At 39.6% G+C, this 24,386-nt stretch carries 28 protein-coding genes and 1 pseudogene; 16 read left to right on the forward strand and 13 right to left on the reverse strand.

The features are described 5' to 3' along the window. The first annotated feature begins 93 nt into the window (after positions 1–93). Positions 94–1,518, forward strand: a complete 1,425-nt coding sequence (locus ACT3RM_RS04270) for a sodium-dependent transporter (RefSeq protein WP_441835007.1) — start codon at positions 94–96, stop codon at positions 1,516–1,518. Positions 1,519–1,568: 50 nt separating this feature from the next. Here ACT3RM_RS04270 and ACT3RM_RS04275 read toward each other — a convergent pair whose 3' ends face one another. Together ACT3RM_RS04275 and ACT3RM_RS04280 are read right to left on the reverse strand one after the other, a co-directional pair. Then, complete coding sequence (locus ACT3RM_RS04275; RefSeq protein ID WP_441835006.1) at positions 1,569–2,207, reverse strand: CPBP family intramembrane glutamic endopeptidase; 639 nt, start codon at positions 2,205–2,207, stop codon at positions 1,569–1,571. A 59-nt stretch (positions 2,208–2,266) separates the two neighbouring features. Continuing rightward, positions 2,267–2,810, reverse strand: a pseudogene (locus tag ACT3RM_RS04280) (inner membrane-spanning protein YciB). A gap of 209 nt (positions 2,811–3,019) precedes the next feature. Here ACT3RM_RS04280 and ACT3RM_RS04285 point away from each other — a divergent pair. Beyond that, positions 3,020–3,289: an HU family DNA-binding protein gene (locus ACT3RM_RS04285; protein ID WP_441835005.1), complete on the forward strand. Its 270-nt coding sequence runs from the start codon at positions 3,020–3,022 to the stop codon at positions 3,287–3,289. A 96-nt stretch (positions 3,290–3,385) separates the two neighbouring features. After that, complete coding sequence (locus ACT3RM_RS04290) at positions 3,386–4,795, forward strand: DEAD/DEAH box helicase (protein WP_441835004.1); 1,410 nt, start codon at positions 3,386–3,388, stop codon at positions 4,793–4,795. A gap of 71 nt (positions 4,796–4,866) precedes the next feature. Here ACT3RM_RS04290 and ACT3RM_RS04295 read toward each other — a convergent pair whose 3' ends face one another. Together ACT3RM_RS04295 and ACT3RM_RS04300 are read right to left on the reverse strand one after the other, a co-directional pair. Then, on the reverse strand, positions 4,867–5,613 hold the full coding sequence (locus ACT3RM_RS04295) for a DUF3307 domain-containing protein (protein WP_441835003.1): 747 nt from the start codon (positions 5,611–5,613) through the stop codon (positions 4,867–4,869). Next, complete coding sequence (locus tag ACT3RM_RS04300; protein ID WP_441835002.1) at positions 5,610–6,239, reverse strand: hypothetical protein; 630 nt, start codon at positions 6,237–6,239, stop codon at positions 5,610–5,612. Before ACT3RM_RS04300 ends, ACT3RM_RS04295 begins: the two co-directional genes overlap by 4 nt. 185 nt (positions 6,240–6,424) lie before the next feature. Between ACT3RM_RS04300 and ACT3RM_RS04305 the strand changes: the two genes are divergently transcribed. From ACT3RM_RS04305 to ACT3RM_RS04360, 12 genes are all read left to right on the forward strand, one after another. Continuing rightward, a complete protein-coding gene (locus tag ACT3RM_RS04305) occupies positions 6,425–6,937 on the forward strand; it encodes a LabA-like NYN domain-containing protein (protein ID WP_441835001.1) in 513 nt (170 codons plus the stop codon). 129 nt (positions 6,938–7,066) lie between these two features. Then, positions 7,067–7,495, forward strand: a complete 429-nt coding sequence (locus tag ACT3RM_RS04310; RefSeq protein ID WP_441835000.1) for a hypothetical protein — start codon at positions 7,067–7,069, stop codon at positions 7,493–7,495. Between the two features lies 1 nt (position 7,496). Beyond that, on the forward strand, positions 7,497–7,709 hold the full coding sequence (locus tag ACT3RM_RS04315; protein WP_441834999.1) for a helix-turn-helix transcriptional regulator: 213 nt from the start codon (positions 7,497–7,499) through the stop codon (positions 7,707–7,709). A 332-nt stretch (positions 7,710–8,041) separates the two neighbouring features. Next, positions 8,042–8,950, forward strand: coding sequence for an N-acetylglucosamine kinase (nagK, locus tag ACT3RM_RS04320; RefSeq protein ID WP_441834998.1), 909 nt, complete (start codon positions 8,042–8,044; stop codon positions 8,948–8,950). Continuing rightward, entirely contained in the window at positions 8,950–10,068 is a 1,119-nt protein-coding gene (gene nagA, locus ACT3RM_RS04325; protein ID WP_441834997.1) for an N-acetylglucosamine-6-phosphate deacetylase, read from the forward strand. The genes nagK and nagA overlap by 1 nt, the downstream gene beginning before the upstream one ends. 387 nt (positions 10,069–10,455) lie before the next feature. Then, a complete protein-coding gene (locus tag ACT3RM_RS04330) occupies positions 10,456–10,713 on the forward strand; it encodes a hypothetical protein (protein WP_441834996.1) in 258 nt (85 codons plus the stop codon). Positions 10,714–10,916: 203 nt separating this feature from the next. Next, entirely contained in the window at positions 10,917–11,711 is a 795-nt protein-coding gene (nagB, locus tag ACT3RM_RS04335) for a glucosamine-6-phosphate deaminase (RefSeq protein WP_441834995.1), read from the forward strand. A 128-nt stretch (positions 11,712–11,839) separates the two neighbouring features. Then, positions 11,840–12,763: an NAD(+) diphosphatase gene (nudC, locus tag ACT3RM_RS04340; RefSeq protein WP_441834994.1), complete on the forward strand. Its 924-nt coding sequence runs from the start codon at positions 11,840–11,842 to the stop codon at positions 12,761–12,763. A 22-nt stretch (positions 12,764–12,785) separates the two neighbouring features. Then, a complete protein-coding gene (locus tag ACT3RM_RS04345; RefSeq protein WP_441834993.1) occupies positions 12,786–13,967 on the forward strand; it encodes a cystathionine beta-lyase in 1,182 nt (393 codons plus the stop codon). A 119-nt stretch (positions 13,968–14,086) separates the two neighbouring features. Next, on the forward strand, positions 14,087–14,905 hold the full coding sequence (locus ACT3RM_RS04350; protein WP_441834992.1) for an ABC transporter permease subunit: 819 nt from the start codon (positions 14,087–14,089) through the stop codon (positions 14,903–14,905). Then, positions 14,902–15,816: an ABC transporter ATP-binding protein gene (locus ACT3RM_RS04355; RefSeq protein WP_441994566.1), complete on the forward strand. Its 915-nt coding sequence runs from the start codon at positions 14,902–14,904 to the stop codon at positions 15,814–15,816. The genes ACT3RM_RS04350 and ACT3RM_RS04355 overlap by 4 nt, the downstream gene beginning before the upstream one ends. Positions 15,817–16,180: 364 nt before the next feature. Next, complete coding sequence (locus ACT3RM_RS04360) at positions 16,181–16,969, forward strand: putative porin (RefSeq protein WP_441994565.1); 789 nt, start codon at positions 16,181–16,183, stop codon at positions 16,967–16,969. 102 nt (positions 16,970–17,071) lie between these two features. Here the strand turns inward: ACT3RM_RS04360 and ACT3RM_RS04365 are convergent, their stop codons facing one another. From ACT3RM_RS04365 to ACT3RM_RS04380, 4 genes are read right to left on the reverse strand one after another with little or no spacing between them, the layout of a single operon-like run. Further along, positions 17,072–17,554 carry a glycine zipper 2TM domain-containing protein gene (locus ACT3RM_RS04365; protein WP_441836251.1) on the reverse strand — a complete coding sequence of 161 codons (483 nt, stop codon included), beginning with the start codon at positions 17,552–17,554 and terminating at the stop codon, positions 17,072–17,074. 18 nt (positions 17,555–17,572) lie between these two features. Then, a complete protein-coding gene (gene lpoB, locus ACT3RM_RS04370) occupies positions 17,573–18,199 on the reverse strand; it encodes a penicillin-binding protein activator LpoB (protein WP_441836253.1) in 627 nt (208 codons plus the stop codon). 31 nt (positions 18,200–18,230) lie between these two features. Continuing rightward, positions 18,231–18,656 (reverse strand): YcfL family protein, encoded by a 426-nt coding sequence (locus tag ACT3RM_RS04375; RefSeq protein WP_441836250.1) that lies wholly within the window; start codon positions 18,654–18,656, stop codon positions 18,231–18,233. An 8-nt stretch (positions 18,657–18,664) separates the two neighbouring features. Continuing rightward, positions 18,665–20,038 (reverse strand): COG3014 family protein, encoded by a 1,374-nt coding sequence (locus tag ACT3RM_RS04380; protein ID WP_441836249.1) that lies wholly within the window; start codon positions 20,036–20,038, stop codon positions 18,665–18,667. A 515-nt stretch (positions 20,039–20,553) separates the two neighbouring features. Between ACT3RM_RS04380 and ACT3RM_RS04385 the strand changes: the two genes are divergently transcribed. Then, on the forward strand, positions 20,554–21,420 hold the full coding sequence (locus ACT3RM_RS04385) for a DMT family transporter (protein WP_441836248.1): 867 nt from the start codon (positions 20,554–20,556) through the stop codon (positions 21,418–21,420). Here ACT3RM_RS04385 and ACT3RM_RS04390 read toward each other — a convergent pair whose 3' ends face one another. Genes ACT3RM_RS04390 through ACT3RM_RS04410 form a run of 5 tightly spaced genes read right to left on the reverse strand, consistent with a single transcriptional unit; the run spans position 21,421 to position 24,311 of the window. Continuing rightward, the gene (locus tag ACT3RM_RS04390) at positions 21,421–22,116 is read right to left on the reverse strand and encodes a M15 family metallopeptidase (RefSeq protein ID WP_441836247.1); all 696 of its coding nucleotides are present in this window, start codon (positions 22,114–22,116) and stop codon (positions 21,421–21,423) included. Next, positions 22,113–23,243 carry a succinyl-diaminopimelate desuccinylase gene (dapE, locus tag ACT3RM_RS04395; protein ID WP_441836246.1) on the reverse strand — a complete coding sequence of 377 codons (1,131 nt, stop codon included), beginning with the start codon at positions 23,241–23,243 and terminating at the stop codon, positions 22,113–22,115. Before dapE ends, ACT3RM_RS04390 begins: the two co-directional genes overlap by 4 nt. After that, complete coding sequence (locus ACT3RM_RS04400) at positions 23,240–23,587, reverse strand: ArsC family reductase (RefSeq protein WP_441836245.1); 348 nt, start codon at positions 23,585–23,587, stop codon at positions 23,240–23,242. Before ACT3RM_RS04400 ends, dapE begins: the two co-directional genes overlap by 4 nt. Positions 23,588–23,608: 21 nt before the next feature. Further along, on the reverse strand, positions 23,609–23,941 hold the full coding sequence (locus tag ACT3RM_RS04405) for a PTS glucose transporter subunit IIA (RefSeq protein ID WP_441836244.1): 333 nt from the start codon (positions 23,939–23,941) through the stop codon (positions 23,609–23,611). Next, complete coding sequence (locus ACT3RM_RS04410) at positions 23,934–24,311, reverse strand: ACT domain-containing protein (RefSeq protein ID WP_441836243.1); 378 nt, start codon at positions 24,309–24,311, stop codon at positions 23,934–23,936. The genes ACT3RM_RS04405 and ACT3RM_RS04410 overlap by 8 nt, the downstream gene beginning before the upstream one ends. Positions 24,312–24,386 lie beyond the last annotated feature (75 nt).

Consider the following 24,386-nt stretch of genomic DNA (forward strand, 5'->3'; position numbering starts at 1 on the left):
ATGTATTATGCCTTTAACTTATAATGCTTGAAAAGCTTAGCGCAACACTGATAAAGTCGAGTCGATAAAAGAAAATAATAAAAAGGTTTTTAAATGAGCGATAAACGCGAGCATTTTAGCTCCCGCCTCGGATTTATTCTAGCAGCAGCAGGTTCTGCAGTTGGGATTGGTAATTTAGTTGGTTTCCCTGTTTCTGCAACAAAAAATGGGGGAGGAGCATTTTTACTCGTCTATGCATTGTTTGTTATTTTTATTTGCTTACCGGTGATGATTGCTGAAATGGCGATGGGACGTAAAGCACAAAAAGATCCTTTTGGTTCATATAAAAGCTTGTCTAATAATGATTCTAAATGGAGCATTGCTGGATTTTTAGCCGTTCTTACTCCGTTTATGATTGCGGTTTTTTATATGGTGATCACTGTTTGGATTTTTGGTTACCTAAGCCAAGTCGTGATAGGTAATTTAGATGCGTTATCGAGACCTGAGCATTTCGACACGTTTATTAATAGTTATACCGTGTTTGGTTACATGGCAGTGGTAGTGCTGATTGTTAACTTGATTTTAGTTGGCGGTGTAAAGCGAGGAATAGAAAAGGCGGCAAAGTTTATGATGCCGGCGTTGTTTGCTTTACTCATTGCATTAGTCGCGTATGTTTTAACGCTTGATAATGCCGCTGCGGGTGTGACGTATTATATTATACCTGACTTTTCTAAAATGGACGCCAGTGTACTTAATGGTGCGCTAGCACAAGCCTTTTTCTCTTTGTCATTGGGAATGGGTATTTTAATTACTTATGCGTCATACATTTCAAAGAAAGAAGATATTGTAGGCAGTGCTAAGGTTGTTGCATTTACCGATTCACTGGTCGCTTTCATTGCGGGTCTTATGGTATTGCCTGCTATTTTTAGTTTTAACCCAGATACTAATCCTGCTAATTTATCAGAGTCGTCAGTGTCAATGATTTTTGTTTACTTACCGAAAATCTTACTTGCTCTGCAAGCTGATATTGGTTACATCGGCGCGTCAATTGTAGCTTTCGTATTCTTTTTATTAGTCTTTTTTGCCGCTATTACTTCATTGGTCTCTATTGTTGAAGTACCCACTGCGACATTAAGCGATCGTAGAGGTATTAGTCGTAAAAAAGCATTAGTCATTTTAAGCTTAGCGACGGGTGTTTTAACTGTTTTATGTACGATGTCGTTTGGTATGGTGGAGAGTTTAACGTCGTTTACTAGCTATGGTGGGAATAGTAAAAGTGTATTCGATATTGTGTACGACGTATTTTACGATACTATTTTACCGCTTAACGGCCTAATGGTGTGTCTATTTGTTATGTACCGCTGGAAAAAGGCGAACCTCAGCGAAGAGCTTAGTCAAGGCCGCCCAAGTTATATTGGTAGTTTTAGTGAAAAGTATATTAACTTTTCACTATCGACCTTTATTCCTGTTGTTTTAGTGTTGATTTTTGTAAACACTGTGGCAACTAAGTTTTTTGGTTTAAGCATCTTCGGTTTTTAGGCGTCAATTTAGCTGAGTCATGCTCTGTATGGTTCAGCTACTTTAATACTTCAAAGTGCACCAGAATCTAGGTATTTCCCTAACCCTAAAGTAAACATCCACAAGCCCCATAAACTATGTTCAATTACGCACACGAAGGTTGAACGACTTTGTGCGTAAGTATATGAAAAAAGTAAGCCCCCTAAAAAAGCTAAAATAACCGCCACAACATTAGCATATACAATATGAGCTAAAGCAAAAACGCTGGCACTGATAACAATGCGAACAGTTTTACTTGGCATAATTCGTTTATAGCGATGAAAAAAGTAGGTGCGAAAAATCAACTCTTGCGGCAGTACAGATAATAACGGATAAAGCAGCAATAATAATAGCCAGTCATAAAATGAGTTACGTGGAAGACTAAACCAATTTCCTTGGTTAATAACGGCGTAAAAAACCCCAGAAAATAACGCCCCCAAAAATAAAAAACTAAATAACCGACGTTTAACCGCAGAGAACTCACCTAAACTGGTGAGCCGAAAGCGTTTAAAGTGTGGATCGCTTAGTAGCAACCAGCAACACACGCTCATTATTATAATAAGTGCGGGGATCAGCCAATTTGTCAGGTAACTGCTAAAAGTAAAGCCAAGTATTGGTAGCAGTATAAAAATAAAGATAAATTCAAACCAGCGGTATTGATTGGCGTTCAAGGTTGTCTCAGGTTGATTTTTAATTCACCATAACAAGTTAAGGCGACATTTTTATGACATTACTTGGACGGGTTTTTTTTATCCGATGTGGCAGTCTTTTCATCGTCAGGTACGTATTTAAACAGCACCATAATGGTAATAAAAATACATACAAACGTAACTCCCATTAAGCCAAATACTTTAATGTTAACCCAAAAATTTAGTGAAAAATTATAGGCTATGTAAGGTTTAACAACGCGATAGCTGCAAAAATAGCAATCCATAGTAAATTTAGTTTCCCCCATAAAGGTGCGGGAACTTGCACCTGAGATTGCTTTTTTGATGCGTTAATTAAAACAGTACTGAGTGATTTTTTGACGAGACTTTTCCCTGCCAATAGCAGCTTACTAACAAGCTGTTCGATAATCCTGTGTAGATTATGGTGGCTTTGAGTTTTACAAATTGATCGTCATGAAAAACTAATGTAAGTGTTCCAAGCACGGCAGCAATACCAAAAAAGACCCAGTGGCGAGTAGATACTTTTTTATGTTTAACATCGTAGTACAGCACTTACATAAACGTGGTTGTCATCAATAAGGCGGTTGCCTAATAGATATCGACCAGTTTACATACCGCAAAAAATTAAATTAGTGGAATGTATTCAATTAATGCCTGCCTAAAGTTCAAGAGGGTTTAACAAGTAATTGCTCAATTTACAAGGTTGACTTACTGGCTTGTAAGCCTTAGCCTGCGTGACTTTTAGTTGGCTACTTAAGTAATTATCACTTTCTACGCTGAACTCATCATCAGTTCGCGAGCATTTCGGAGCATTTATGAATAAGTCACAATTAATTAGTACCATGGCAAGGCACAGTGAATTAACAAAGAAAGACTCAAAAGCCGCATTGACATCGTTATTAAAAAGCATTCAAAAATCATTAAGTGAAGGCGACCAAGTACAAGTTAATGGCTTTGGCACTTTTTCGTTGAGTTATCATCCTGCGAGATCGGGGCGTAACCCGCAAACAGGCGAAACGATAGAAATAGAGGGCGCTAACAAGCCGGTATTTAAAGCGGCAAAAGCATTAAAAGACAGTTTATAAGAAAAACCACGTAAGAAAATATTATCATGCATTATTTCGTGTGATCGGTATAATGCGCGCTTGGCCACTTCGGCCGTGCAATTATTGAGAGAGAATATGAGTTTTGATGGGTTAGGTTTATCACAGTCTTTAGTTAATGCGGTTTTAGAAAAGGGCTATGAAACGCCAACGCCAATCCAGGCTCAAGCTATTCCAGCTATTATTGACGGTCGCGATGTTATGGCTGCTGCGCAAACAGGTACAGGTAAAACTGCAGGGTTTACTTTGCCTCTTATTGAGCGTCTATCTAAAGGGCCAAAAGCCAAAGGCAATCAAGTGCGTGCGCTTATTTTAACGCCAACACGTGAGCTGGCATTACAAGTAAGCGAAAATGTTGAAGAGTATGCAAAGCATTCAAATGTTAGCTCATTTGTGGTTTATGGCGGGGTAAAAATAAACCCACAAATGGCGCGTTTGCGCAAAGGCGTAGATATTTTAGTGGCTACCCCTGGACGCTTGATTGACTTACATAATCAAAACGCGATTAAGTTTGATAATTTAGAAGTGTTGGTGCTTGACGAAGCCGACCGCATGCTTGATATGGGTTTTATTCATGATATTAAACGTATCATCACTAAATTACCGCCGGTACGCCAAAATTTAATGTTCTCGGCGACATTTTCTGATGAAATTCGTAGTCTTGCAAAAGGACTTATCAACTCCCCCATTGAAATTTCTGTCGCTGCTAAAAACACCACAGCTAAAAGTGTTACACAATCAGTTTACGCGGTTGATAAACCCCGTAAAACAGCCTTGTTAAGCCATTTAATACGTAGTAATAATTGGCAGCAAGTGTTGGTGTTTAGCCGTACTAAGCATGGCGCTAATCGCTTAGTAAAACAGCTTGAGCGTGATGATATTGTTGGCGCTGCTATTCACGGTAACAAATCGCAAGGTGCACGTGTAAAAGCGCTAGATGGTTTTAAAAGTGGTGAAGTGCGCGTATTAGTTGCAACAGATATTGTTGCCCGTGGTTTGGATATTGTTGAATTGCCACATGTCGTAAACTACGACCTACCTAATATTTATGAAGATTATGTACATCGTATCGGCCGTACTGGTCGTGCAGGTGCAAGTGGGCACGCAATTTCACTCGTAACAGTTGATGATGCCGCCGATTTATACGGTATTGAGCGATTTATTGGCGAGCTTATTCCGCGTGCTTCTGAGCCTGGGTTTGAACCAACACAAGGTGTACCAGAGCGCGAGCTCGATGCTAGACCAATCAAACCGAAAAAGCCAAAAAAAGCCAAACAACCATTTTCAAAGCCTAAATCAGATTCCAAAAAGTCTAACAATGGTGGTAATGGTACAGGGCCTCGTCGTGGTGGCTCAGGTAAAAAGGCTGATGCGAATAAACACGATGCTGACAACGCGCAAACCCCGTGGTCAAAACGCCAATCAGTTGGTAAGGCTAACCAGCGCCGTCGTCGCCCAAGTAATGCTGGCTCAGAAGGTAATAACTAAACTAGCTACTTTTTAACGACACTAAAAAAACGCGTCAATTGACGCGTTTTTTTGTATCTATATCACTTTATTTAATTTTTAGCTAAATAGCTTACAGCCAGTCCTATAAATAACGTTACAGTGACACTTAATAATGTGCCTAACATCACATATTCAGTAAGTTTTTTGTCTTTACTGGCGCTTAAGTCACCAAATCTAAAAACTGACTTAGCTGCTAATAAAAACCCGACACCGGCAAATTGGTCGAGTAAAATAAAGCTCAACATCAGCACACGCTCTAGCATGCCTATACTTTGCCCTGCTGCGGGTAAACTGCCGGTAGTGCTAAACCCTGATGTTATCCGCTCTAGCATCATACGGATAAATACGGCACTAGGATTAAGTATTAATAAGTAGCCACATAGCACCCATAAAGTGTTTGGTGCTAAAAACAACTGCCCTATATGAGTAAAAAGTTCAGTGTTGTCAGTTAACCAAACTGTGACTAATAATAAAATTAGACAGTGTGCCAGTTGGTCAAGTATGAAGGGTATAACCCCCTTGTTTGAATAGGATTTTGCAAGGTCGATAAAGTAATGGGTGATCATTATAATCAGGCTTGCATAGGCAATTCGAATACAGTCTTGCCAACCATAATAATACTCCCAACCCGCGATGATTACTGCACTAGTTAGACCATGCACTAACACATGTAAATAAAGCTTATGTGCCCTAAAATGCTGCGTGTTACGATTATTAACCCAGCCCATCGGTTGCCAATAAAAATCAGCTAAAATATGGCCTATAAATAAGGCAACAAGTAATAAAGTAAATGTCATGCAGAGGCGCCCTTAATATATTCGCGGAGCGTGTATTCTGCGTAAGTTAAAAAGCTTTCAATTAACTGGTAGTGAGCAAGATTAAGTAGTTTAGTGACATTTTCTCGACTAGTTTTAAGTTGTTTGGCCAGTTCACTATGTAGCTTGTTTTCAGCTGTTAAATACACAAATAAGGCATTGGCTTGCTTTTGACTCATTTTACTTAGTAACACTTCAACAAAGGCAATATTTAACTTTAAACCAGGGTTAACTTGTTGCTTAGCAATATTGAGCACCAACCGTTTTGAATTCATTTCATCTAAATGTTGGCCAGATAAAGTAAAAGCAGAGCCAGTCGCGGTTTTTATATCGGCTCGGGCGTTATCAATATTACCCATTGCTAAGCTTTGTCTAACCTCATAGCCTGCTGCTTTTATTTGTAAATAAAGCAGTAGTGCTACAGTACAGAGGTGTTCACTTTGATTAAGTTGTAATTGGAATTCGTCTCCTCGGTAAAGGTTACTTTTTGCATCAAAACGCTGATCAATATTGCGCAGGCTTTGATCAAGCTGATATAGCATGGCATCGTATTGTTGTTTGGGAATACTCTGTGATTTGATCACATCGCCTGTTATAACTGCAATCATAGTTTTACCTAGTTTTAAGTAATCGTATTAAGTTACACTTATACATGTAACTAAATACGGTTACAAGTTGATATGTAACTAATTTAGGTTACAAAGAATAAAAAATCAAGCCGGGTAACTATGTTAAAGTAGTTGAAAGTGAATTTAACGCTTTAATTTAGGCTCTTAAAAGGAACAACAAAGTAATGCCAGCGAACCCAGCAATTGACAGCCAGCCGCTTAATAAGCCTCGAGTTGGTATTTTTGTCGATGTACAAAATATTTATTATACCTGCCGTGAAACCTACGGTAAAAACTTTGACTACAACGCTTTTTGGGCCAAAGTAAGCGCAGAAAACCAAATTGAATGTGCATTCGCGTATGCTATTTATCGCGGAGATGAAAAGCAAAGCCAGTTTCAAAATATTTTGCGTGCAATAGGCTTTGAAGTGAAGCTCAAGCCTTTTATACAGCGCCGTGATGGCAGTGCGAAAGGGGATTGGGATGTCGGTATTACCATTGATATGCTAGAGCAGGGTAAAAAGTTAGATAAAGTGATTTTACTCTCAGGTGATGGAGATTTTGCTTTATTACTTGGTCATTTGCAGCATGAGTATAATGTTCCTGGCGAGGTATACGGAGCGGATAGGCTCACTGCCGATGCGCTTAAACAAAGCGCAGCGCAATTTCACTGTATTGACGATTCATTGTTATTGTAAAATAGCAATGCAAATAAAACTTAACTCAATGTTAATTTTATTTGACATTGTTAATGTGTGTTTCTATAGTTTCTATGTTAGTTATTTTTAACATTAAGTCCGAAATACTTTGCACTAGAGGCCACAATAATGAGTTACACACAAAAAACACGGTTATTAGAAGCCGGTATAACGTTAATAGTGCTGTTTAATTATTTACAAGCTGTATTATCAATGAGCCCTGAAGCGCAGATGGATCCAACACTTGCGAGCGGTTTAATTATAAAATTGGTTATCCAAACGCTAGTAATGCTTGTTGTTATGCATAGTATTTTAGCTGCTTTTAATTCTAAATATGCTAAGCAGCTCAAAGATGAGCGTGAGCAAGCAATAGCGTTAAAGGCTAAAAGTGTGAGCTTGTTTATTTTACAACTCGGCGTTGTAAATACTGTTTTTGCTATATTGGTTGACTCAGTGTACCCAATACCAATGAGCCCGGTGCATCAGTTAGTTATAGCTGCATTATTGAGTGAAGTGATTGGCGCTGCTGTAGAAACATGGTTATTGCATAGAGGTTAAAATGGCAAAGTTAGCAATCACAAATACAATTAGAACCCTGCGATTTCACCATGATGGAATGACTCAGCAGCAATTAGCAGATCATGTAGGGGTAACGCGGCAAACAATTGCTGCAATAGAAGCTGCTAGATATTCTCCTTCATTAGAAGTGGCATTTAAAATTGCAGCGGTTTTTGGAAAGTCGCTAGAAAACATATTCCACTACTCACCTTAGATCTTTACTAAATTATTATTTTAGGTAAGCTTGGTTGGTTAATTGACCAAGGTGTTTTTGAAAAAGAAACTAAAATTGGCTAATATGACGTGATTTGAATATAAAATACGTGTTTTTAAGCCCTTGGCTAAATTTTTAAGAATAATAATTGATAAATATTTCAATGCGTTAAAGTTTAATAAAAACGAGGGATGTATTTTATTGAAAAATAAATGACAACGCTGTCATTTTTTGTGTAACATTAACTCGCCGTGGTTAGGGAATACCGCATTCAGATAATAAGAATTAAATGTTGTTAAATACAAATACAAACGAAGGTTAGAGGTCGTTACATGATGGCTAAGAATGAGGACCAATTGTTTATTGGTATCGATGGAGGCGGAACAAAGTGCCGTGCAACTATATACTCAAAACAACACGGGGTATTAGGAACAGGTCTTGGCGGTCCCGCGAATCCATTACATGGTTTAGACCGCACATTAGAGTCGATTATGGTATCGACACAATTGGCCATGCGTGATGCAGGATTAAAGTTAGATAGGGTGCACCAAATGTATGCCGGTCTTGGCTTGGCTGGGGTAAACTTACCTAATTTATATGACAAAATTAATGAGTGGGATCATCCATTTAAGCAACTTTTTTTAACCACTGACTTACATACAGCTTGTATAGGTGCGCATGACGGTGGTGATGGTGCTGTTATTATTACAGGCACTGGATCATGTGGGTTTTCATGTGTAAAGGGTAAGTCGGTTAACTATGGTGGTCATGGCTTTGCGTTAGGCGATAAAGGCAGTGGTGCTTGGATGGGCCTTGAAGCGATTAAGGCGGTGCTTGTAGAACTAGATGGTTTAGGGCCAAAAACAGCTATGACAGAGACCTTTAAAAACCACTTTGAGGTTAATAGTGCCATGGAAATTGCCGAAAAAATGGCCGGGCAGCCATCGAGCAGTTATGCCAAACTAGCACGCATAGTATTTGAAACCGCAGAAAAAAATGACTTGATTGCATTAGCAATAGTTAAAGAAGGCGCTGATTATATTAATCAATTATCAGAACGTCTATTAGAAATTAAACCACCGCGTTTATCAATAATCGGTGGGTTAGCTGAGCCGTTAAGTAAATGGCTTGATCCGAAAATAGTAAAGTTGGTTAAGCCTCCTGTTCAGCCACCCGAGATGGGCGCTATTTATTTTGCTCAACAGTCAGTGCTTAAACAATATCAAGAGGTTACTGCATAATGAAAACTTTTTACCGTGCTAAGCAGTTGTTTACCGCAGAAGATTTTATCGACAACGCCTTATTTAGTGTTGAAAATGGTGTGTTTAATTTAGAAAGTTCAACGGATGAAAATATCACCGAACTTGACGGCTTAGTTGCTCCCGGCTTTATTGATGTACAAGTTAATGGTGGCGGTGGTGCATTTTTTAATGCTGAGCAAAGCCCTGAATGTTTGGATAAAATTGTTAAGGCTCACGGCCAGTTTGGCTCAACTGCATTAATGCCAACGCTTATCACCGATAAAGTTGAAACTATGCAAGCGGCGGCTGATGCAACCTCAAAAGCAATTAGCGAAGGTACTCCTGGTGTGTTAGGGATTCATTTTGAAGGCCCACATTTATCATTACCAAAGAAGGGCACGCACAGTGAGCAATTTATTCGCCCGATTAGCGAGCAAGAATTTGCCATTTATGCACGTCAAGATTTAGGTATAAAAATGGTCACATTAGCACCTGAAACGGTCAGTGTTGCTGATATAGCTCGTTTAGTTTCCTGTGGCGTAAAAGTCTCAATTGGTCATACAAATGCTGATTATGCGACCACTATGGCAGCACTTAACGCAGGTGCTGATGGTTTTACACATTTATATAATGCCATGTCACCGTTCACGTCTCGCGAACCGGGTGTGGTAGGCGCAGCACTTTGGCACGATAACAGCTGGTGTGGCTTAATTGTAGATGGCCATCATGTTCATGCCCTGTCCGCTAAATTAGCTATTCGTACCAAGCAGCGCGGTAAAATTATGCTTGTAACGGATGCTATGCCACCAGTAGGCACTGATGACATGGAATTTGATTTTTTTGATGGCCGTAAAGTAATTCGTACTGGCGGTAGACTCAATTCGAGCACCGGAGAGCTTGCCGGTAGTGTACTTGATATGGCAAGTGCCGTACGCAATTCGGTAAACACCCTAGACATTAGTTTAGGTGAAAGCTTACGTATGGCTGCGCTTTATCCGGCACAATATTTAAGTTTGGTCAAAAAAGGTCGTTTAATCGACGGCTTTGACGCTGATTTTGTGGTGCTAGATGAGCATCAATATGTCACAAAAACGTATATTGGTGGGCTAGCAACTTAGCCTGTTCCTGAAAAACGTCGTGTATCGGATATGGCTATAGATCTTGCGCTTAAGTCGATAGATTGAACGCAAAATATATTATCGTAAAACACGTAAATTGCGACTGCTCTTGGGCTAGTTGTAGGTTATTAAGTTTTGCTGTGTTTATTGCGATACCGGCTGGTAGCACTGAGGATTTAAGTGCAACAGGAAGTTGGAAGGCATCGTTTGATTAATACTTTTTATCGGGTATTAGTTATAAAAATACACTGGTTTACCCAAAAGGTGTGATATCCATTTTACTCGCTATTATTAATGCTAGGATCGGTGCGTTTGCTGGTCAGTTAATACCCAGAGGAAACCAAATAGGTGGCGTAAAGGTTCGCTATAATATTTTCTTCAGGCGTTTTGAGAGTTTATTTTGGCTCGCTCTGGGATTTTCGGCTTCCAGTCAATAAAGAGCTGTGGACAAGTTATTTCGCGGTTGTCACCGTTGTTTGGAGCGCTAAAGTATTAGCAGTATGTGAGTTAGTCGATTGGGGATATATCAGCCTGAGCGTGTTTAGTGTTGTTATTGATGCAGTTGCAGTGCAATACAGTTATTACGCTGAATGTATAAAAGAAAAATATTCGTCAGTGTGTAATGGTTATATTGGTATAAAATAGATATACCCATTTATTAAAAAAGTGAAAGATAATTCACTTTTACTTTACAAGTACAATTAAATCGGAGATTATGACAGCGTTGTCATAATGGTGTTGACTAAACTTTCGTATCTGGTTTAGTTTGATCTAAGCTCCAATTCGATTGCACATGGAATTGGGCTTAGATCCCATTTTTAATCAACTATTAATGTGAGCGATTATATATGCAAATAGTTATTTTAAATGATGCAGCAGAAGTAGCATCATACGGCGCGAATATTTTCGCAACACAATTACAAAAAAAGCCAACCTCTGTATTAGGTTTAGCCACTGGCTCAACGCCTGTTGCGTTATATCAACAGCTCATTGCAAAGAGCAACGCAGGCGATATTACATTTAGCCAAGCTACTTCATTTAATTTAGATGAATATTTAGGTTTAACAGGCCAGCACCCACAAAGTTACCGCTATTTTATGAATAAGCAATTATTTGACTTTGTTGATATCAATAAAGATAACACCTTCGTACCGGAAGGTGACGCTAAAAACCCAGTTCAAGCATGCGAGCAATACGAACAAAAAATAGCTCAAGCGGGTGGCATTGACGTTCAACTATTAGGAATTGGGCGTAACGGTCATATTGGTTTTAATGAGCCATCTTCAGGTTTACGTTCGCGTACCCGTGTAAAAACGCTGACAAAAGCTACAATTGATGACAATGCGCGTTTTTTTAAAGCCGATGAATACCAGCCACACTTATCGATTACGATGGGGATTGGGACGATTTTAGAAGCAACAAAAGTGGTGTTACTGGCTACTGGCAAAAATAAAGCTGATGCAGTTCATGCCATGATTGAAGGCCCTCTAATGGCAGCTTGTCCTGCTTCCGCTTTACAATTACACCAGGATGCGGTCATTGTTATAGATAAAGCGGCTGCGAGCAAGCTTGCAGATATTGATTTTTATCAACATATTGAGTCAGAAAACCAAAAGTTACAGGCGTATTTAACTGACCGATAACGGTTTAAATTTATGATGTGATTAAAGCCCTTTGGGCTTTTTTTATGTCTGTTTTAATGTCAGTAATAAATTGGGTTTATGCTAGGCTTGTGGTAGTTTTAGCCATCTAGAAATAAAAGAGGATGTGCATGCTTCACTATAGCAATATGGCCTTAAACCGCGCCTCAAACCAACGCAAAGATGCTAATTGGTTAGCATCGCAAGTAAACGAGCAAAGTCGTTGGTTATTAATTAATAACAACCATACCTTATTTGATTTAAACAATTTTGCCATTTCGTTTTTAAAGTATAGTCAAATCAAGCATCTTGATTTAAGTAATGCTATTTTTTTAGGTTTAGATGAGCATCAGGTCAGTCACTTTTCATTAGATGTAAGTGAGCTTAATGATTATAGTTTAAAGCCACTGATTGCTGAGCGTGAATTTATTGATATTCGCCGCCATGGTGTGAATATTGAAATAAAACAAGGGTCAATGGCCGCATTAGCGCGCGGCTTATGTTATTGGCATGCAACTCACCGTTTCTGTGGCCGTTGCGGCGCCGAGAACCGCTTGATTGAGGCAGGCCACTCACGGTTATGTACAAACTCAATGTGCTTACATCAAACTTTTCCACGAACCGATCCTGCGGTTATCATGGTGGTAACTCGTACCTTTGCTGATGGCGTTGAACGTTGTTTATTGGGGCGCCAAGCAGCGTGGCCTGTTGGCATGTATTCTTCTTTAGCGGGTTTTGTTGATCCTGGTGAAACCCTTGAGCAGGCCGTAGCCCGTGAAGTAATGGAAGAAGCCGGTATTACGGTTGATAATGTGCAATATGTAGCCTCCCAACCATGGCCGTTTCCCTCATCGATTATGTTAGGCTTTTTTGCAAACGCCACTACAGATCATATTCAAGTCGATAAAGATGAAATAGATGACGCCCTTTGGTTTAGCCGTGAAGATCTTAATAAAAGTGGTGACTGGCATGATGAAGGCGAGCACTTAAAGTTACCCAGAACAGATTCTATTTCACGCTATTTAATTGATCATTGGCGTAACTTACAAGATTAATGAACGATTTTAAGGATTAATAATGACGAGCAACAGTAAAAAAAATACGCAGTTAGTGAGCGCAGGGCGCAGTAAAAAGTATACCCATGGCGTTGTTAACCCGGTTGTGCAACGCGCATCGACAATTGTATTTGATTCCGTCGCTGAACTAAAAGAAGCCGGAAAAACGCGTGGTGATAAAACACTTTTTTATGGTCGTCGCGGCACAACGACACACTTTGCACTACAAGAAGCGATTACTGAATTAGAAGGCGGTGAAGGCTGTGCGCTTTACCCTTGTGGTGCGGCCGCTATTAGTAGTGCCTTATTATGTTTTTTAAAAGCCGGCGATCATCTATTAATGGTTGATAACGTCTATGAACCGACCCGCGAGTTTTGCAACAAAATTTTAGCCGGACTTGGCATTGAAACCACCTATTACCCGCCAAGTATCGGCGCTGATATTAGCGATTATATAAAGGACAACACACGGGTATTGTTTTTAGAATCTCCAGGCTCTATTACCATGGAAGTTCAAGATGTGCCGGCTATGGTTAATGCGGTAAAAGAGCAAAGTGTGATAACCATGCTTGATAACACTTACGGCAATGGTTTACATTTTCGCCCACTTGAACACGGTGTAGATATCAGCATTCAAGCAGCAACCAAATACATCGTCGGTCATTCAGATGTCATGATGGGAGCGGCTGTAGCTAATAAAAAATATTGGCCAGTGCTTCGTGAAAATTCATATTTACTAGGGCAGTGTACGTCTGCTGATGATGCGTATTTAGCGCTTCGAGGCCTACGCACTATGGCTGTACGCTTAAATCAACATGAAAAAGCGGCGATCGAAGTCGCTAAGTGGCTTGAACAGCATCCATTGGTTGATCATATTCGCCATCCTGCATTTGAGACTTGCCCAGGACATGAGTTTTTTAAACGTGACTTCGATGGTAGTAATGGCTTATTTTCATTTGTAATGAAAGAAGGCAACCAGCAAGCCATTGATGCCTTTTTAGATGGCTTAACGCACTTTAAAATGGGCTTCTCATGGGGTGGTTTCGAGAGCTTAGTAACTGCGAATCTGACAATGAAAGGGCAGCGCCCAACTACCGGTTGGCAGCTAGGACCGGTGATCCGTTTACATATCGGTCTTGAAGATGTTGAAGACTTAATTGCCGATTTAAGCCAAGCGTTAAGTACCTATAAACAATATTTATAAATAGCAATTACTGCTGGCTAAATCATTTAATAAACTGTTTCTATGTAGGTTTTTTGCTAGTAATTCAAGGCGTTTGCACTTAGTGTAAGAAGATGAAATGTATTTTTTAAGGAACAGCTATGACACAACTAAATCCACAGCGATTATTGAGTATTATTCAGTTTGAGCTGTCACGGTTATTTTTAACTAAACGCGGTTTACTTGCCGTTGCTGCATTTACGCTGTGTTGGCTATTAATTTTACGTTACCCCATTGGTGAAGCTGTCAACTTTATGAGTTCACCAGATTTGGCGGAATTAGCGCATAATTTATTAGGGGCTATTGGGCTTAGTAAGCTTTTTGATTGGCCTGAAGCCGAACTTGCCATGTATTGGTTAATCGCTTTATATAGTTTTCCTAGTTTTTGTTTATTTTTATGTAGTGATCAAATAGTGGGTGACAAAGTCCGCGGTACGCTGAGATTTTTATCACTTAGAGCAACACGTAGTGAAATTCTATTCGGGCGTTTTCTTGGGCAGGTATTAATTCTTGCGTTGTTATTAATTATCACTTTAGTGGCAACCTTAGCAGTATTAGGCTTTCGTGATCCGACCTTACTCGGCAGTGGTATTAGTCGTAGTGTGATGGTGTTCTTTTATTTATTAATTGCTGTATTACCGTTTATTGCTTTAATGACGCTATTTAATACCTTCGCACGCTCAGCGCGTTTATGTGTTGTCTTAGCGGTGTTGTTTTTTACCGCAGGGGGAATTATTGCCAGTATCTTGAGTTGGCAAATACCCGCCTTAGTGGTACTTGATTATATATTTCCGGGCGTACAATTTGAACAAATGGCAGGACAAAATGCAGGATTATTTAAAAGTATAGGTGTGCCTCTATTACAAACTGCAGTGATGCTAACTGTTGCAAAGCAGATATTTGCCAGGAGTTCATTATGAGCACATTAATAAAAGCCCATGGTTTAAGTAAATACTATGGCAGTAAGTTAGCACTTGACCAAGTCAACTTTGAAATATACAAAGGAGCGCCTGTTGCGCTTGTTGGTCCCAACGGGGCGGGTAAAACCACACTATTTAGTTTGTTGTGTGGCTACCTATTACCGAGTAAGGGGGAGTTAAGCATAATGGGTAAGAGGGCAGGCCATAGCGCATTATTTGGTAAGCTCAGTGCATTACCACAAGATGCGCAACTTGATCCACGTTTTAGTATTGCCCACCAATTAGGTTTTTACGGACAACTGCAAGGACTTTCAACAAAGCAGAGTCAAATAGAAGCATTTAGGGTGTTAGAGCTAGTTGGTTTACGAGATGTTGCCAGTCAGCGATCGGATGATTTATCTCATGGTATGCGCAAGCGTGCGACAATCGCACAAGCCTTAATCGGTCAGCCTGAAATTGTCATGCTTGATGAGGCAACCGCGGGGCTAGATCCTATTCATGCACGGGAAGTACGCCAATTAGTGTCGAACTTAAGTAATGAAGCAACATTCATTCTTAGCTCTCATGATTTAACTGAACTTGAACGATTATGTGGCCAAGTTCTTCACTTAAACAAAGGTAAGCTGACTGAGCATGCCACGCAGAGTAATAGTACAGCCACAAATATGCATTATATGACGCTGCTATTAAGTGAAGAATATTCAAATGTTGAACAAAGCTTACAAGGTATTACTGGCGTAAGTAAGGTGTATAAAAGCCAAGCGAAAGAATATGTTATTGAGTATACGCACAGTACAACTGTTTTTGATATATCCCTATTACAGCACTGCCATCGAGAAGGTTGGCGTTACCGCCAATTAGTAAATGGCCATACATTGGAAAACCAAATATTTAAACAGGAAGTAACCTAGTTAGGATGTTTATTAGGTTAAAGGGCTGTGTAAATGAAGGCTGTAAGTACTAATTATTAGGAGCCTTAGCTGATTTAGTAATTAGAAGCTTAGGTTAAAAAAAGGATTCTACCCAACCGTATAGAAGAGGGAATAAGCAAGTGACAGTATTAAAGAGGTGTATTGTATATAAAGAACATATTCAATTTAGAGGCTTCTCTTTTAAGTTTCACAATTAAGTTGCATGGTTTTTACAATTTATCACAAAATAGTAATAAAATACATGCACTTAGTTAAGTTTTCATTCAGTTTGATCAGAGTAGCATGTGCGCGTCCTAGTCAATCGGCTATGGCGATGAAACAATGTAAATAGGGAAATCTAATTATGAAAAAGTTAGCAGTTATAATTTCGAGTATTCTTCTTTCTGGCGCCGCGACTGCTGCGGATAGCTATAACTCTATCAGCCACGTAGGATACAGTGATACTGATGGCAATGACACGGCAAGTGTTGATTCAAAATATTACTTTTCGCCTAAATCAACACTAGGTCCTTATGACCAGTTTGAATACATAAACAAACAAACAAATGTATATGGTTCTTATGCTGATGATGATTTCGGTGATACAACGGCCGTTGGCGGTGAGTATTTTGTTAAAGATTTCGTTGTAGGCGCTGAATACACTAATTCAGACTACGGTACTAATAACGAAGCTTATAAAATTTCAGCAGGTTACTTCTTCAACCCTGACCTATTAATGAAAGCAACATTAGTTGAAAATAAAGATGGCGAAGACTTTGCGTTATTTGACCTTGCGTACAACCATAAGTTAAACAGCACAGATTATATCGGTTTTACAGTAACATCAGACGATGATTTTGATTACCGTGCAGTAAACGCTAAATATTTCATGGATCTTAAACAAGGCAACTACTTAACGGTAGAAGGTACTATTTCAGATACTGACGATTTTGGTAGTTCTTGGGAGCTAGGTTCTAATTACTACTTTACAAAAGCAACTTCAGCATTCGTTACTTTTGATAAAGAAGATAACTACAGCTTTGGTGCACAACATTACTTTAACCGCAATATTGGTTTAAAAGCAGGTTACGGAAACAACTGGGATGACTCTGGTTATGACGCATACTTTGCAAATGTAAGCTTACAGTTTTAATTAAACTGGGTATGAAACAAGTTTAATTAATATAAAAAGCGGGCTGACTTAAAAAAGTGAGCCCGCTTTTTTGTGGCTTAAATATACGGTAATTAATAAAAGTTAATAAGCCGTATCCACACGCACCGTGTTATCTGATAAATAGACTAATCGTACATTATCCCCTGTACTAAAGCGCATTTTGTTATCGCGTTCCTGAACCACCATAAACTGATCACCGTTTTCAACTTCAATCATTAGTTCTACTAAATAATATTCATTATAATATTGCTCTTGCTGATGGTTATATGCAATGCTGCCACCTAGCACTGAGCCTAAAATAGTGGCAGCTGTACGCCCACTGCCGCCGCCAAACTGATTACCGATAACACCGCCAAGTAAGGCGCCACCGAAGGTTTTCCATCCGCTGTTTTTGTCTTCTACAAGCTCTTGTTCAGTAATGTCGCGTACTGATTTTATTTCACCAAACAAGACTTGTTGCACAGGAACTGCTTTATTTCGCTCATAAGCCGCAAAGCTTGGGCTGGAAAAAAGTAGGGTGGTACACATTCCTAAAGTAAGCAGCCCTAAAGTAAGTACTTTCATTGTAACCTCCCTAGCTGATTACCAACCAAAGGTTGATTTTTCACGGGTTTTGCGAATTTCAGTTTCGTCAGCCCACTCAACTAAGCCGCTTTTTAAATCCATTAAACGCATGGTAAATTTATAATAAACATCGGCTTTATCTGTATTGGATTTGACAATGCTTGATAGGTTTCCATACAGCATATACTGCGCGCCGATTTGATTACCGAATGCAACAGCTGTTGAAGGATCTACGAGTGCATCAGTGTTTTGAAAGTTAAGTTGTTCACGAACGGCTTCCACTCGGCTCATATCAACAAAACGAAATTTACCGCTACGTAATAACTGAGTTGAAATTGAATCAGTAATTGATTCAGTATCAATATGCTCACTGGTTTTATTCTTAATGCGCTCTACAAATACTACAGGGCGAGAATTGGCTGTCATAGTGCCAACCACAGGAGAAGAAAGTAACGAGTCTGTCATTTGACTGGCTACTTTTTGTAGGTCGGTAGAGCCAAAATTTATATCGGTGGTTTCCACTGCTTGCGCATCGCCATAACTCACTACGGCTTTGTTAGCACAACCGCTTAACGCGAGTGCACTTAAGCCGACGAGTAGTGCGTAGCTTGTAAGTTTTTTTACTGTTAATGTTTTATTTATCATAGTGTTCATAGCGATTCCTTAAATTAGTTCTTTAATCTTCAAACTCTTGTGCTTCTGTTGATACTTCTCTTACCGCCAGTGAAAAAGTGACTGCCTCTGAGGTGGGAGCAAGACCTGGTAATTGGGTTTTAGCAAAGCCGAATAGAGTAATTGCTTGCCACGGTGAGTGATTCCCTTTTATCACAAAGCCCGCGCTGTCATACCAAGTAAATTGGTACTGTAAGTATTGTGACTTTTTGTATTCGCTTGCAAGGGTCACGACAACATCAGTGAGTTGATTTTTTTGACGAGTCTTAACATCAGTAATTGCTAAGCGCTCACCTAATTCGGGGTTATCAACACGTAGTTGTTGATTGTATTGGCTGCTATTTTGTTCAACCGCGACACCTGAAGTTGTTGGTCTTCCTGCACATGCGGATAAAACTATAACGGATATTATTGGCACTAAGTATTTCATAGCGGCTCCTAAAGCTGGACTACATGAGAGTTAAAGTAGTTGTTAATAGAGGTTAGGTAAATTAAGGTTAACCCTTGCTTACTAACCGTAAAATCGACGCTATGCTTGGCATCGAGTGTTAATGAGTGCGCCCCTTCGCTTACAAAGCTACGAGCAACGCTTATTTGATTTGGTAGCGTGAGCCAACTACGAGTATCAGCTTGCTCTGAGGCAAGGTTATAAAGGTTGGCTAAAATATTCCCCACATCACCACCGCTTCGAGCCAGTTCAGCGCGTACTTTTTCTTTAGCTACTAAGCGCAATACTTGACGCGATACGCGTGCAGGGGTTTGTTCTTCTAAAGTTTTTGCTGCTAGTGCCTCTATGTGTACTAGCGGTTTTAACGGCAGTGTTTGTTCGGCTAGCTCTATTTTGTCAAACTTTTCAGCGTACGGGGTATTTTTATAAACAGGTAAGGCTACGCTGTAAAAACGGGCATCGCCTTTGGATGTAAATATAGGTAAGCGAAGGGTAAACTCTTCTTTTTTTGGCACTAAGCCTTGTTCAACTAATACGATAACCTCTCCTTGACCATTTACCGTATTTTTTAACTTACCAAAACGCTTTTCAAATTGTGCATAATCATCGTCAAAGCCTTGGCGTTTGGCTAAACGTAAAATTGTTTGTTGCAGGTAACTGTTTTCTGGGTTTATTTCAAGAGCTTTTTTATAGTCGATATAGGCGTCATCATATTGTTTACTGCTTTCATACAATAAGCCAGAAAGGTAGAACGTGAATGCATTTTGAAAGCCATTTTTAACGTCTTTCATTAATGCGCCCATATCTGGGTATTGCTGCTGCGCGGCTTTTACCGCGTCATCAATAGCTCCTTGGTTTTCATTAAGAGCGTCAGTTTGCACTTTATTTGCACGACGTACTTCAACCAAAGCCCCTTCTATATCGTTTTGATAAACATAGTTCAATGCTTTGTAGCTGTGTAGCATACTCATTTCGTAAGGTGCAGGCGTATAAGCAATAACAGAGTCATTCGTGAGTAGCGCATTGCTTTGCTCTAGGCTGCTACCAAGTTGTATTTTTGCTTTCTGACGCTTAACCTGCATCTGTTGATAAACCGACTCAAATTGACTTTGTGCATTTTTATCGCCATTAAGGTCGTTAACTCGCGCATGCTCAAGCTGATTGAGTAAATAGTTACTGTGTGATTCACTATTCGTCGGTAAAGATTGCTTTGCTGTATTTAGCTGATTATTCGTAATAGCTTGGCGGACAGGGGTAAGCTGGCTGGCATAATTAGTAAATAAATCGCTAAAGCCTACGGTGCTGCAACCGCTTAAGTTACTTAATAATAGTAAACAAAACCCAAAAACAACACGCTTTCGCACTTAAAACTCCTTATAGTTTATTTTTAAATAATAGCACAGCCTGATTAATACACGCTGATAAAGATTGTAAAAAAACGTAGCAACATGATGGGAGTTATTGGCTGATTAGTAGTCTATCCGACTAACTAATTAGGCTAATATCACTGCAACTAATGAGTCGTGTAAATATGTGGCTTTGATAAGTGGTGTAATAATATTGTTAACTACTCAAGTAGGGAGCACGATAAAAGTTTACAGAGCACGTAATAACGATCAGGTGAGTAGGTTGTAATGGTTAAAAAAGCCTTTACCATGATAAATTTAGTGAAATAAATGCATAACGACTTTTTGTATTGATATGATGTAGATGGTAGTTGCAATATTCTTTAAAATAGCCGGTGCCTTTTCACAATTGTATCAATCTTGCTTGAGTGGCTACTGGCTGAAAAATATTGGTTTTTATTGAAAGGTAAGCGGCGGCTCGAAGCTAGGGGCGGCATTTAAATAATACTAACAATCCTGAATAAGGTTATATATTGAAAGCTTTTTTATATACAACGCTCGCTTTGGTTGCATTTGCTGCAAATTCATTGTTATGTCGAATGGCATTAGCGCAAGGCTATATTGATGCGTGGAATTTTACTGCCATAAGGTTACTCAGCGCAGCTGTTTGTCTTGCTGTTATTTTATTGGTTAGAGCTAAAAAAGTACCGGTTGCAGTAGCGCATTCACAAAGTGATAGGGGAAGTTGGTTTAGTAGTATCAGCTTAGTGGTATATGCTTTGTGTTTTTCAATTGCTTATGTGGAGTTAGATACAGGAACGGGTGCACTGATTTTGTTTTGCGCTGTTCAGCTAACCATGATTGGCTGGGGGATTGTTAATAAAGAACGTTTATCTACACTACAATGGACTGCGTTTATTATTGCTTTGTTAGGGTTTATTTATTTAATGCTACCGTCGGCTGCTGTGCCATCATTTATTCCGGCTATGTTAATGTCTGTAAGCGGTGTCGCATGGGGAATATACAGTATTCGGGGTAAAGTTTGTGACTCACCACTTAGAACCACATCTTTTAACTTTTTCAGAAGTTTGTTGATCTTACCTTTATTACTAATTATTGGTTTTAGCAGCATTGAACAGCTTAATTGGCAAGGTATATTATTAGCATGTGCCTCTGGAGCGCTAGCATCTGGAGTTGGTTACAGTATTTGGTATATTGCATTACCACTTTTAAAAAGTAGTCAAGCAGCGATAGTACAGCTGTGTGTACCGGTACTTGCTGCACTTGCTGGCGTTTTGTTTTTAGGCGAGCAATTAACCATGCGCTTTGTTATTGCCAGTGTGGTTATTCTTGGCGCGGTGTTGGTTTTTTTACTCGCTAAGCAACCGCAAAAACGTTGATTATGCGGGGCTAAGGTTTACGACATAACGCTGATAAAGCGCCGGTAAATGTTCTAAAATACTCTCTTTACCGCACAGCTCACTGTCAGAAATAGCACACTTTAATGCCTCTATAGTTAATAGCTTTGCGAGCTTTTCCGACTCTGTAATATGGCTGATATGCCAAGGCTCTGGGGCAACCCCACCGAGGTCATGTTGGTAAGGGCGATAAAAACCAAACTGAGTAAGGTTATCATCAAGCCATTTAGTTAGCGGTGCAAAAGGGCCGCTTTTTTGGTATTCGTCAGCTTCTAGCTTTAGCTTATAATCATCAGGCACGGCGCCCGCGTCGAAGATATCTAAGTCAGTACCAAAATGGTGACGACTCGCGCCAGGCAGAGCGGAGTACAGCATGATCGCGTGACATTTTTCAATGTCGCTTAAAGCTGCTAAATCAACGGCTTTATTCTGCTTATCAAGCACTGCACGCTTAGCATTAAACTTGTTATTCCAAATAAGTGATTGGCGATTAAAATCCCTAAAGCTTGATGCGATCGCGATATGAAATCCGGCTTCGCGGGCGGCATTTTGTAGCAAATTAAAATCACTAATAATATCTTTATGTAACTTATGACCTTGGTACGGGGCGAGCAGTCGCTCGCTTTTCCCGCAAGCACATGCTACTAATTGTTTTAATGTTAAGGGCGTTACATTCACGTTAAAAGGCGCTCTAAAATTAGTTCATAAATATCAGCAAGGGCAACTAGGTCATCACAACTTACGCATTCATTAACTTTATGAATAGTGTCGTTGCGCGGGCCAAGCTCAATTACTTTTGCACCTGTTTGCGCTATAAATCGGCCGTCTGAAGTCCCTCCGGTGGTTTCAAGCGCGGTATCGCGTCCGGTTACGGCTTTGATCGCTTCAACCGTGGCATCAATAAGTGGACCACCTTCGGTAATAAATGGCTGGCCATTGACTATCCAATCAAGACTATAGTCAAAATCATACTTAGCTAGAATGTCGTTCACTCTTTTTTGTAACTGTGCATGGGTAACTTCGGTACTAAAGCGAAAATTAAACTGTACTTCAAGTTCACCAGGTATCACATTACTTGCACCTGTTCCGCCATTGATATTTGATATTTGAAAGCTGGTGGCGGGGAAAAAGTCATTGCCATTATCCCAACTTGTTTGGCTAAGCTCGGTCAGCGCTGGCGTGGCTGAATGAATCGGATTTTTAGCTAAATGCGGATAAGCAACGTGGCCTTGTATACCGTTAACTTTTAAAAAGCCGGTTAATGAACCGCGGCGGCCATTTTTAACTACATCGGCGAGCACGTCACGTGAAGAAGGTTCGCCTACTAAGCACATATCAATTTTTTCGTCGCGTGCTTCAAGTGTATCAATTACCCGCGTGGTGCCATTTATAAAAGGGCCTTCTTCATCGGAAGTGATCAAAAATGAAATAGAGCCTTTATGATCTGGATTTTTGTCCACAAAGCGCTCTGCTGCGATTAACATGGCGGCTAATGAGCCTTTCATATCTGCGGCGCCGCGTCCATGTAACATGCCATCTTTAATAAGACCCGAAAATGGCGAATGTTGCCAGTTGGCCTCTGGGCCGGTAGGCACCACATCGGTGTGGCCTGCAAAACAAAAATGCGGCGATCTATCACCTTTACGGGCCCAAGTGTTAAGGGTGTCGGTAAAAAAAAGTGATTCTATATTAAAGCCTTTTTTTGCAAGTCGTTGATTTATCAATTCTTGGCAACCTGCGTCTTCTGGCGTTATCGAGCGACGTTGAATTAATGCTTGAGCAAGTTCAATAACAGGGTCTTTCATAAGGCAAAAATCTCATCGTATTGGTCTGCTTTAAAGCCTAAATGATAGCTATCATTATAAACTAGCACAGGACGTTTTATCATCGCAGGTTGCTCAACTAATAATGCTAATGCACTATCTTTATCTAAGTTTTTCTTTTGCTCATCACAAAGCTTGCGATAAGTGGTGCCGCGTTTATTAATAAGCTCTTGCCAATCAATATGCTCTGCAAAATCTAAAAGTAGTGTTGAGGTAATGCCATCTTTTCGATAATCATGAAAGTTAAAAGTAAGGTTCTTATCAGTTAAATACTTCTTGGCTTTCTTTATGGTGTCGCAATTGCTGATGCCGTATAGAGTAATCATAAATTTACTTCTTGGTTAACGTTAATAAAATATCTCACCCGCATCAACATAATTTAGTGAATAAAAAACATTGCTGTTTTTGAGGGCATTTAAAATAGTGAGGCTTGCCAGTAATGGCTGTTTCAATTGTCGAAGATCAAAATAGGCTAGCTGTTGGCCGCGCGTTATTTTGCTGGTATTAATTTGCGCTAAGTAAGTGTGTTCCGGGAGCGTGGGACTTTGCTTAACATAGAGGTTCAAAAGTACTTTTAAACCATTATTGGTTTGTAAAATAAACTCGGTACCAGCATTTTTTACTTGGACTAGTTTACCGTCAAACGGCGCTAGGATTTTATGCTTATTCAATTTAACCATAATACCGGAGCCTAAGATACCAAATTGAATCATCAAGTAAATGGCTGCCTTCATTGTTAAGTATTTTTGTAGCTTTAATTATGGCGTTTTTTTTGATTAAGCTATAGCCTTTCTCATAAGTAGGTAAGGTAAAAATAGTTATGCTTAATTGAGCTAATACTCTAGCTATATTGGACATAACCCCAGCAAGCGAAAAGCTTAATGATTCGACAGATTCAAGCGTTTCGGGGCTAATAGTTGAAAGTTCATCAGTTGTTTTATCAGTAGAAATATTTTTTTGTGTAAACATCGACTTGGGTATTTCTGAACTAGCAACTATGCTATGTTTTGCAAAGGCTGTTGCGCTCAGTTGTAATGTTGGCTTTGCCATAAGCACCTACTTAATAGCTCGTTGTTTTATAGTATAAGAAATAAGCTTTGCGTTGATGATAAAGCTTAATCTAAC

It is taken from the genome of Pseudoalteromonas sp. AOP7-A1-14 (genome assembly GCF_052376275.1).
Classification (GTDB): Bacteria; Pseudomonadota; Gammaproteobacteria; order Enterobacterales; family Alteromonadaceae; genus Pseudoalteromonas.

Bases quoted from the DNA above. Each gene is read 5' to 3' on its own strand.
- ACT3RM_RS04345 (WP_441834993.1), top strand. From the start codon at position 12,786: ATGACGAGCAACAGTAAAAAAAATACGCAGTTAGTGAGCGCAGGGCGC.
- ACT3RM_RS04410 (WP_441836243.1), bottom strand. From the start codon at position 24,311: ATGGCAAAGCCAACATTACAACTGAGCGCAACAGCCTTTGCAAAACAT.
- ACT3RM_RS04285 (WP_441835005.1), top strand. From the start codon at position 3,020: ATGAATAAGTCACAATTAATTAGTACCATGGCAAGGCACAGTGAATTA.
- lpoB (WP_441836253.1), bottom strand. From the start codon at position 18,199: ATGATAAATAAAACATTAACAGTAAAAAAACTTACAAGCTACGCACTA.
- ACT3RM_RS04405 (WP_441836244.1), bottom strand. From the start codon at position 23,941: ATGGTTAAATTGAATAAGCATAAAATCCTAGCGCCGTTTGACGGTAAA.
- ACT3RM_RS04375 (WP_441836250.1), bottom strand. From the start codon at position 18,656: ATGAAATACTTAGTGCCAATAATATCCGTTATAGTTTTATCCGCATGT.
- ACT3RM_RS04310 (WP_441835000.1), top strand. From the start codon at position 7,067: ATGAGTTACACACAAAAAACACGGTTATTAGAAGCCGGTATAACGTTA.
- ACT3RM_RS04360 (WP_441994565.1), top strand. From the start codon at position 16,181: ATGAAAAAGTTAGCAGTTATAATTTCGAGTATTCTTCTTTCTGGCGCC.
- ACT3RM_RS04315 (WP_441834999.1), top strand. From the start codon at position 7,497: ATGGCAAAGTTAGCAATCACAAATACAATTAGAACCCTGCGATTTCAC.
- nagK (WP_441834998.1), top strand. From the start codon at position 8,042: ATGATGGCTAAGAATGAGGACCAATTGTTTATTGGTATCGATGGAGGC.
- ACT3RM_RS04270 (WP_441835007.1), top strand. From the start codon at position 94: ATGAGCGATAAACGCGAGCATTTTAGCTCCCGCCTCGGATTTATTCTA.
- ACT3RM_RS04305 (WP_441835001.1), top strand. From the start codon at position 6,425: ATGCCAGCGAACCCAGCAATTGACAGCCAGCCGCTTAATAAGCCTCGA.
- ACT3RM_RS04300 (WP_441835002.1), bottom strand. From the start codon at position 6,239: ATGATTGCAGTTATAACAGGCGATGTGATCAAATCACAGAGTATTCCC.
- ACT3RM_RS04350 (WP_441834992.1), top strand. From the start codon at position 14,087: ATGACACAACTAAATCCACAGCGATTATTGAGTATTATTCAGTTTGAG.
- ACT3RM_RS04290 (WP_441835004.1), top strand. From the start codon at position 3,386: ATGAGTTTTGATGGGTTAGGTTTATCACAGTCTTTAGTTAATGCGGTT.
- ACT3RM_RS04400 (WP_441836245.1), bottom strand. From the start codon at position 23,587: ATGATTACTCTATACGGCATCAGCAATTGCGACACCATAAAGAAAGCC.
- ACT3RM_RS04355 (WP_441994566.1), top strand. From the start codon at position 14,902: ATGAGCACATTAATAAAAGCCCATGGTTTAAGTAAATACTATGGCAGT.
- dapE (WP_441836246.1), bottom strand. From the start codon at position 23,243: ATGAAAGACCCTGTTATTGAACTTGCTCAAGCATTAATTCAACGTCGC.
- ACT3RM_RS04295 (WP_441835003.1), bottom strand. From the start codon at position 5,613: ATGACATTTACTTTATTACTTGTTGCCTTATTTATAGGCCATATTTTA.
- nudC (WP_441834994.1), top strand. From the start codon at position 11,840: ATGCTTCACTATAGCAATATGGCCTTAAACCGCGCCTCAAACCAACGC.
- nagB (WP_441834995.1), top strand. From the start codon at position 10,917: ATGCAAATAGTTATTTTAAATGATGCAGCAGAAGTAGCATCATACGGC.
- ACT3RM_RS04365 (WP_441836251.1), bottom strand. From the start codon at position 17,554: ATGAAAGTACTTACTTTAGGGCTGCTTACTTTAGGAATGTGTACCACC.
- nagA (WP_441834997.1), top strand. From the start codon at position 8,950: ATGAAAACTTTTTACCGTGCTAAGCAGTTGTTTACCGCAGAAGATTTT.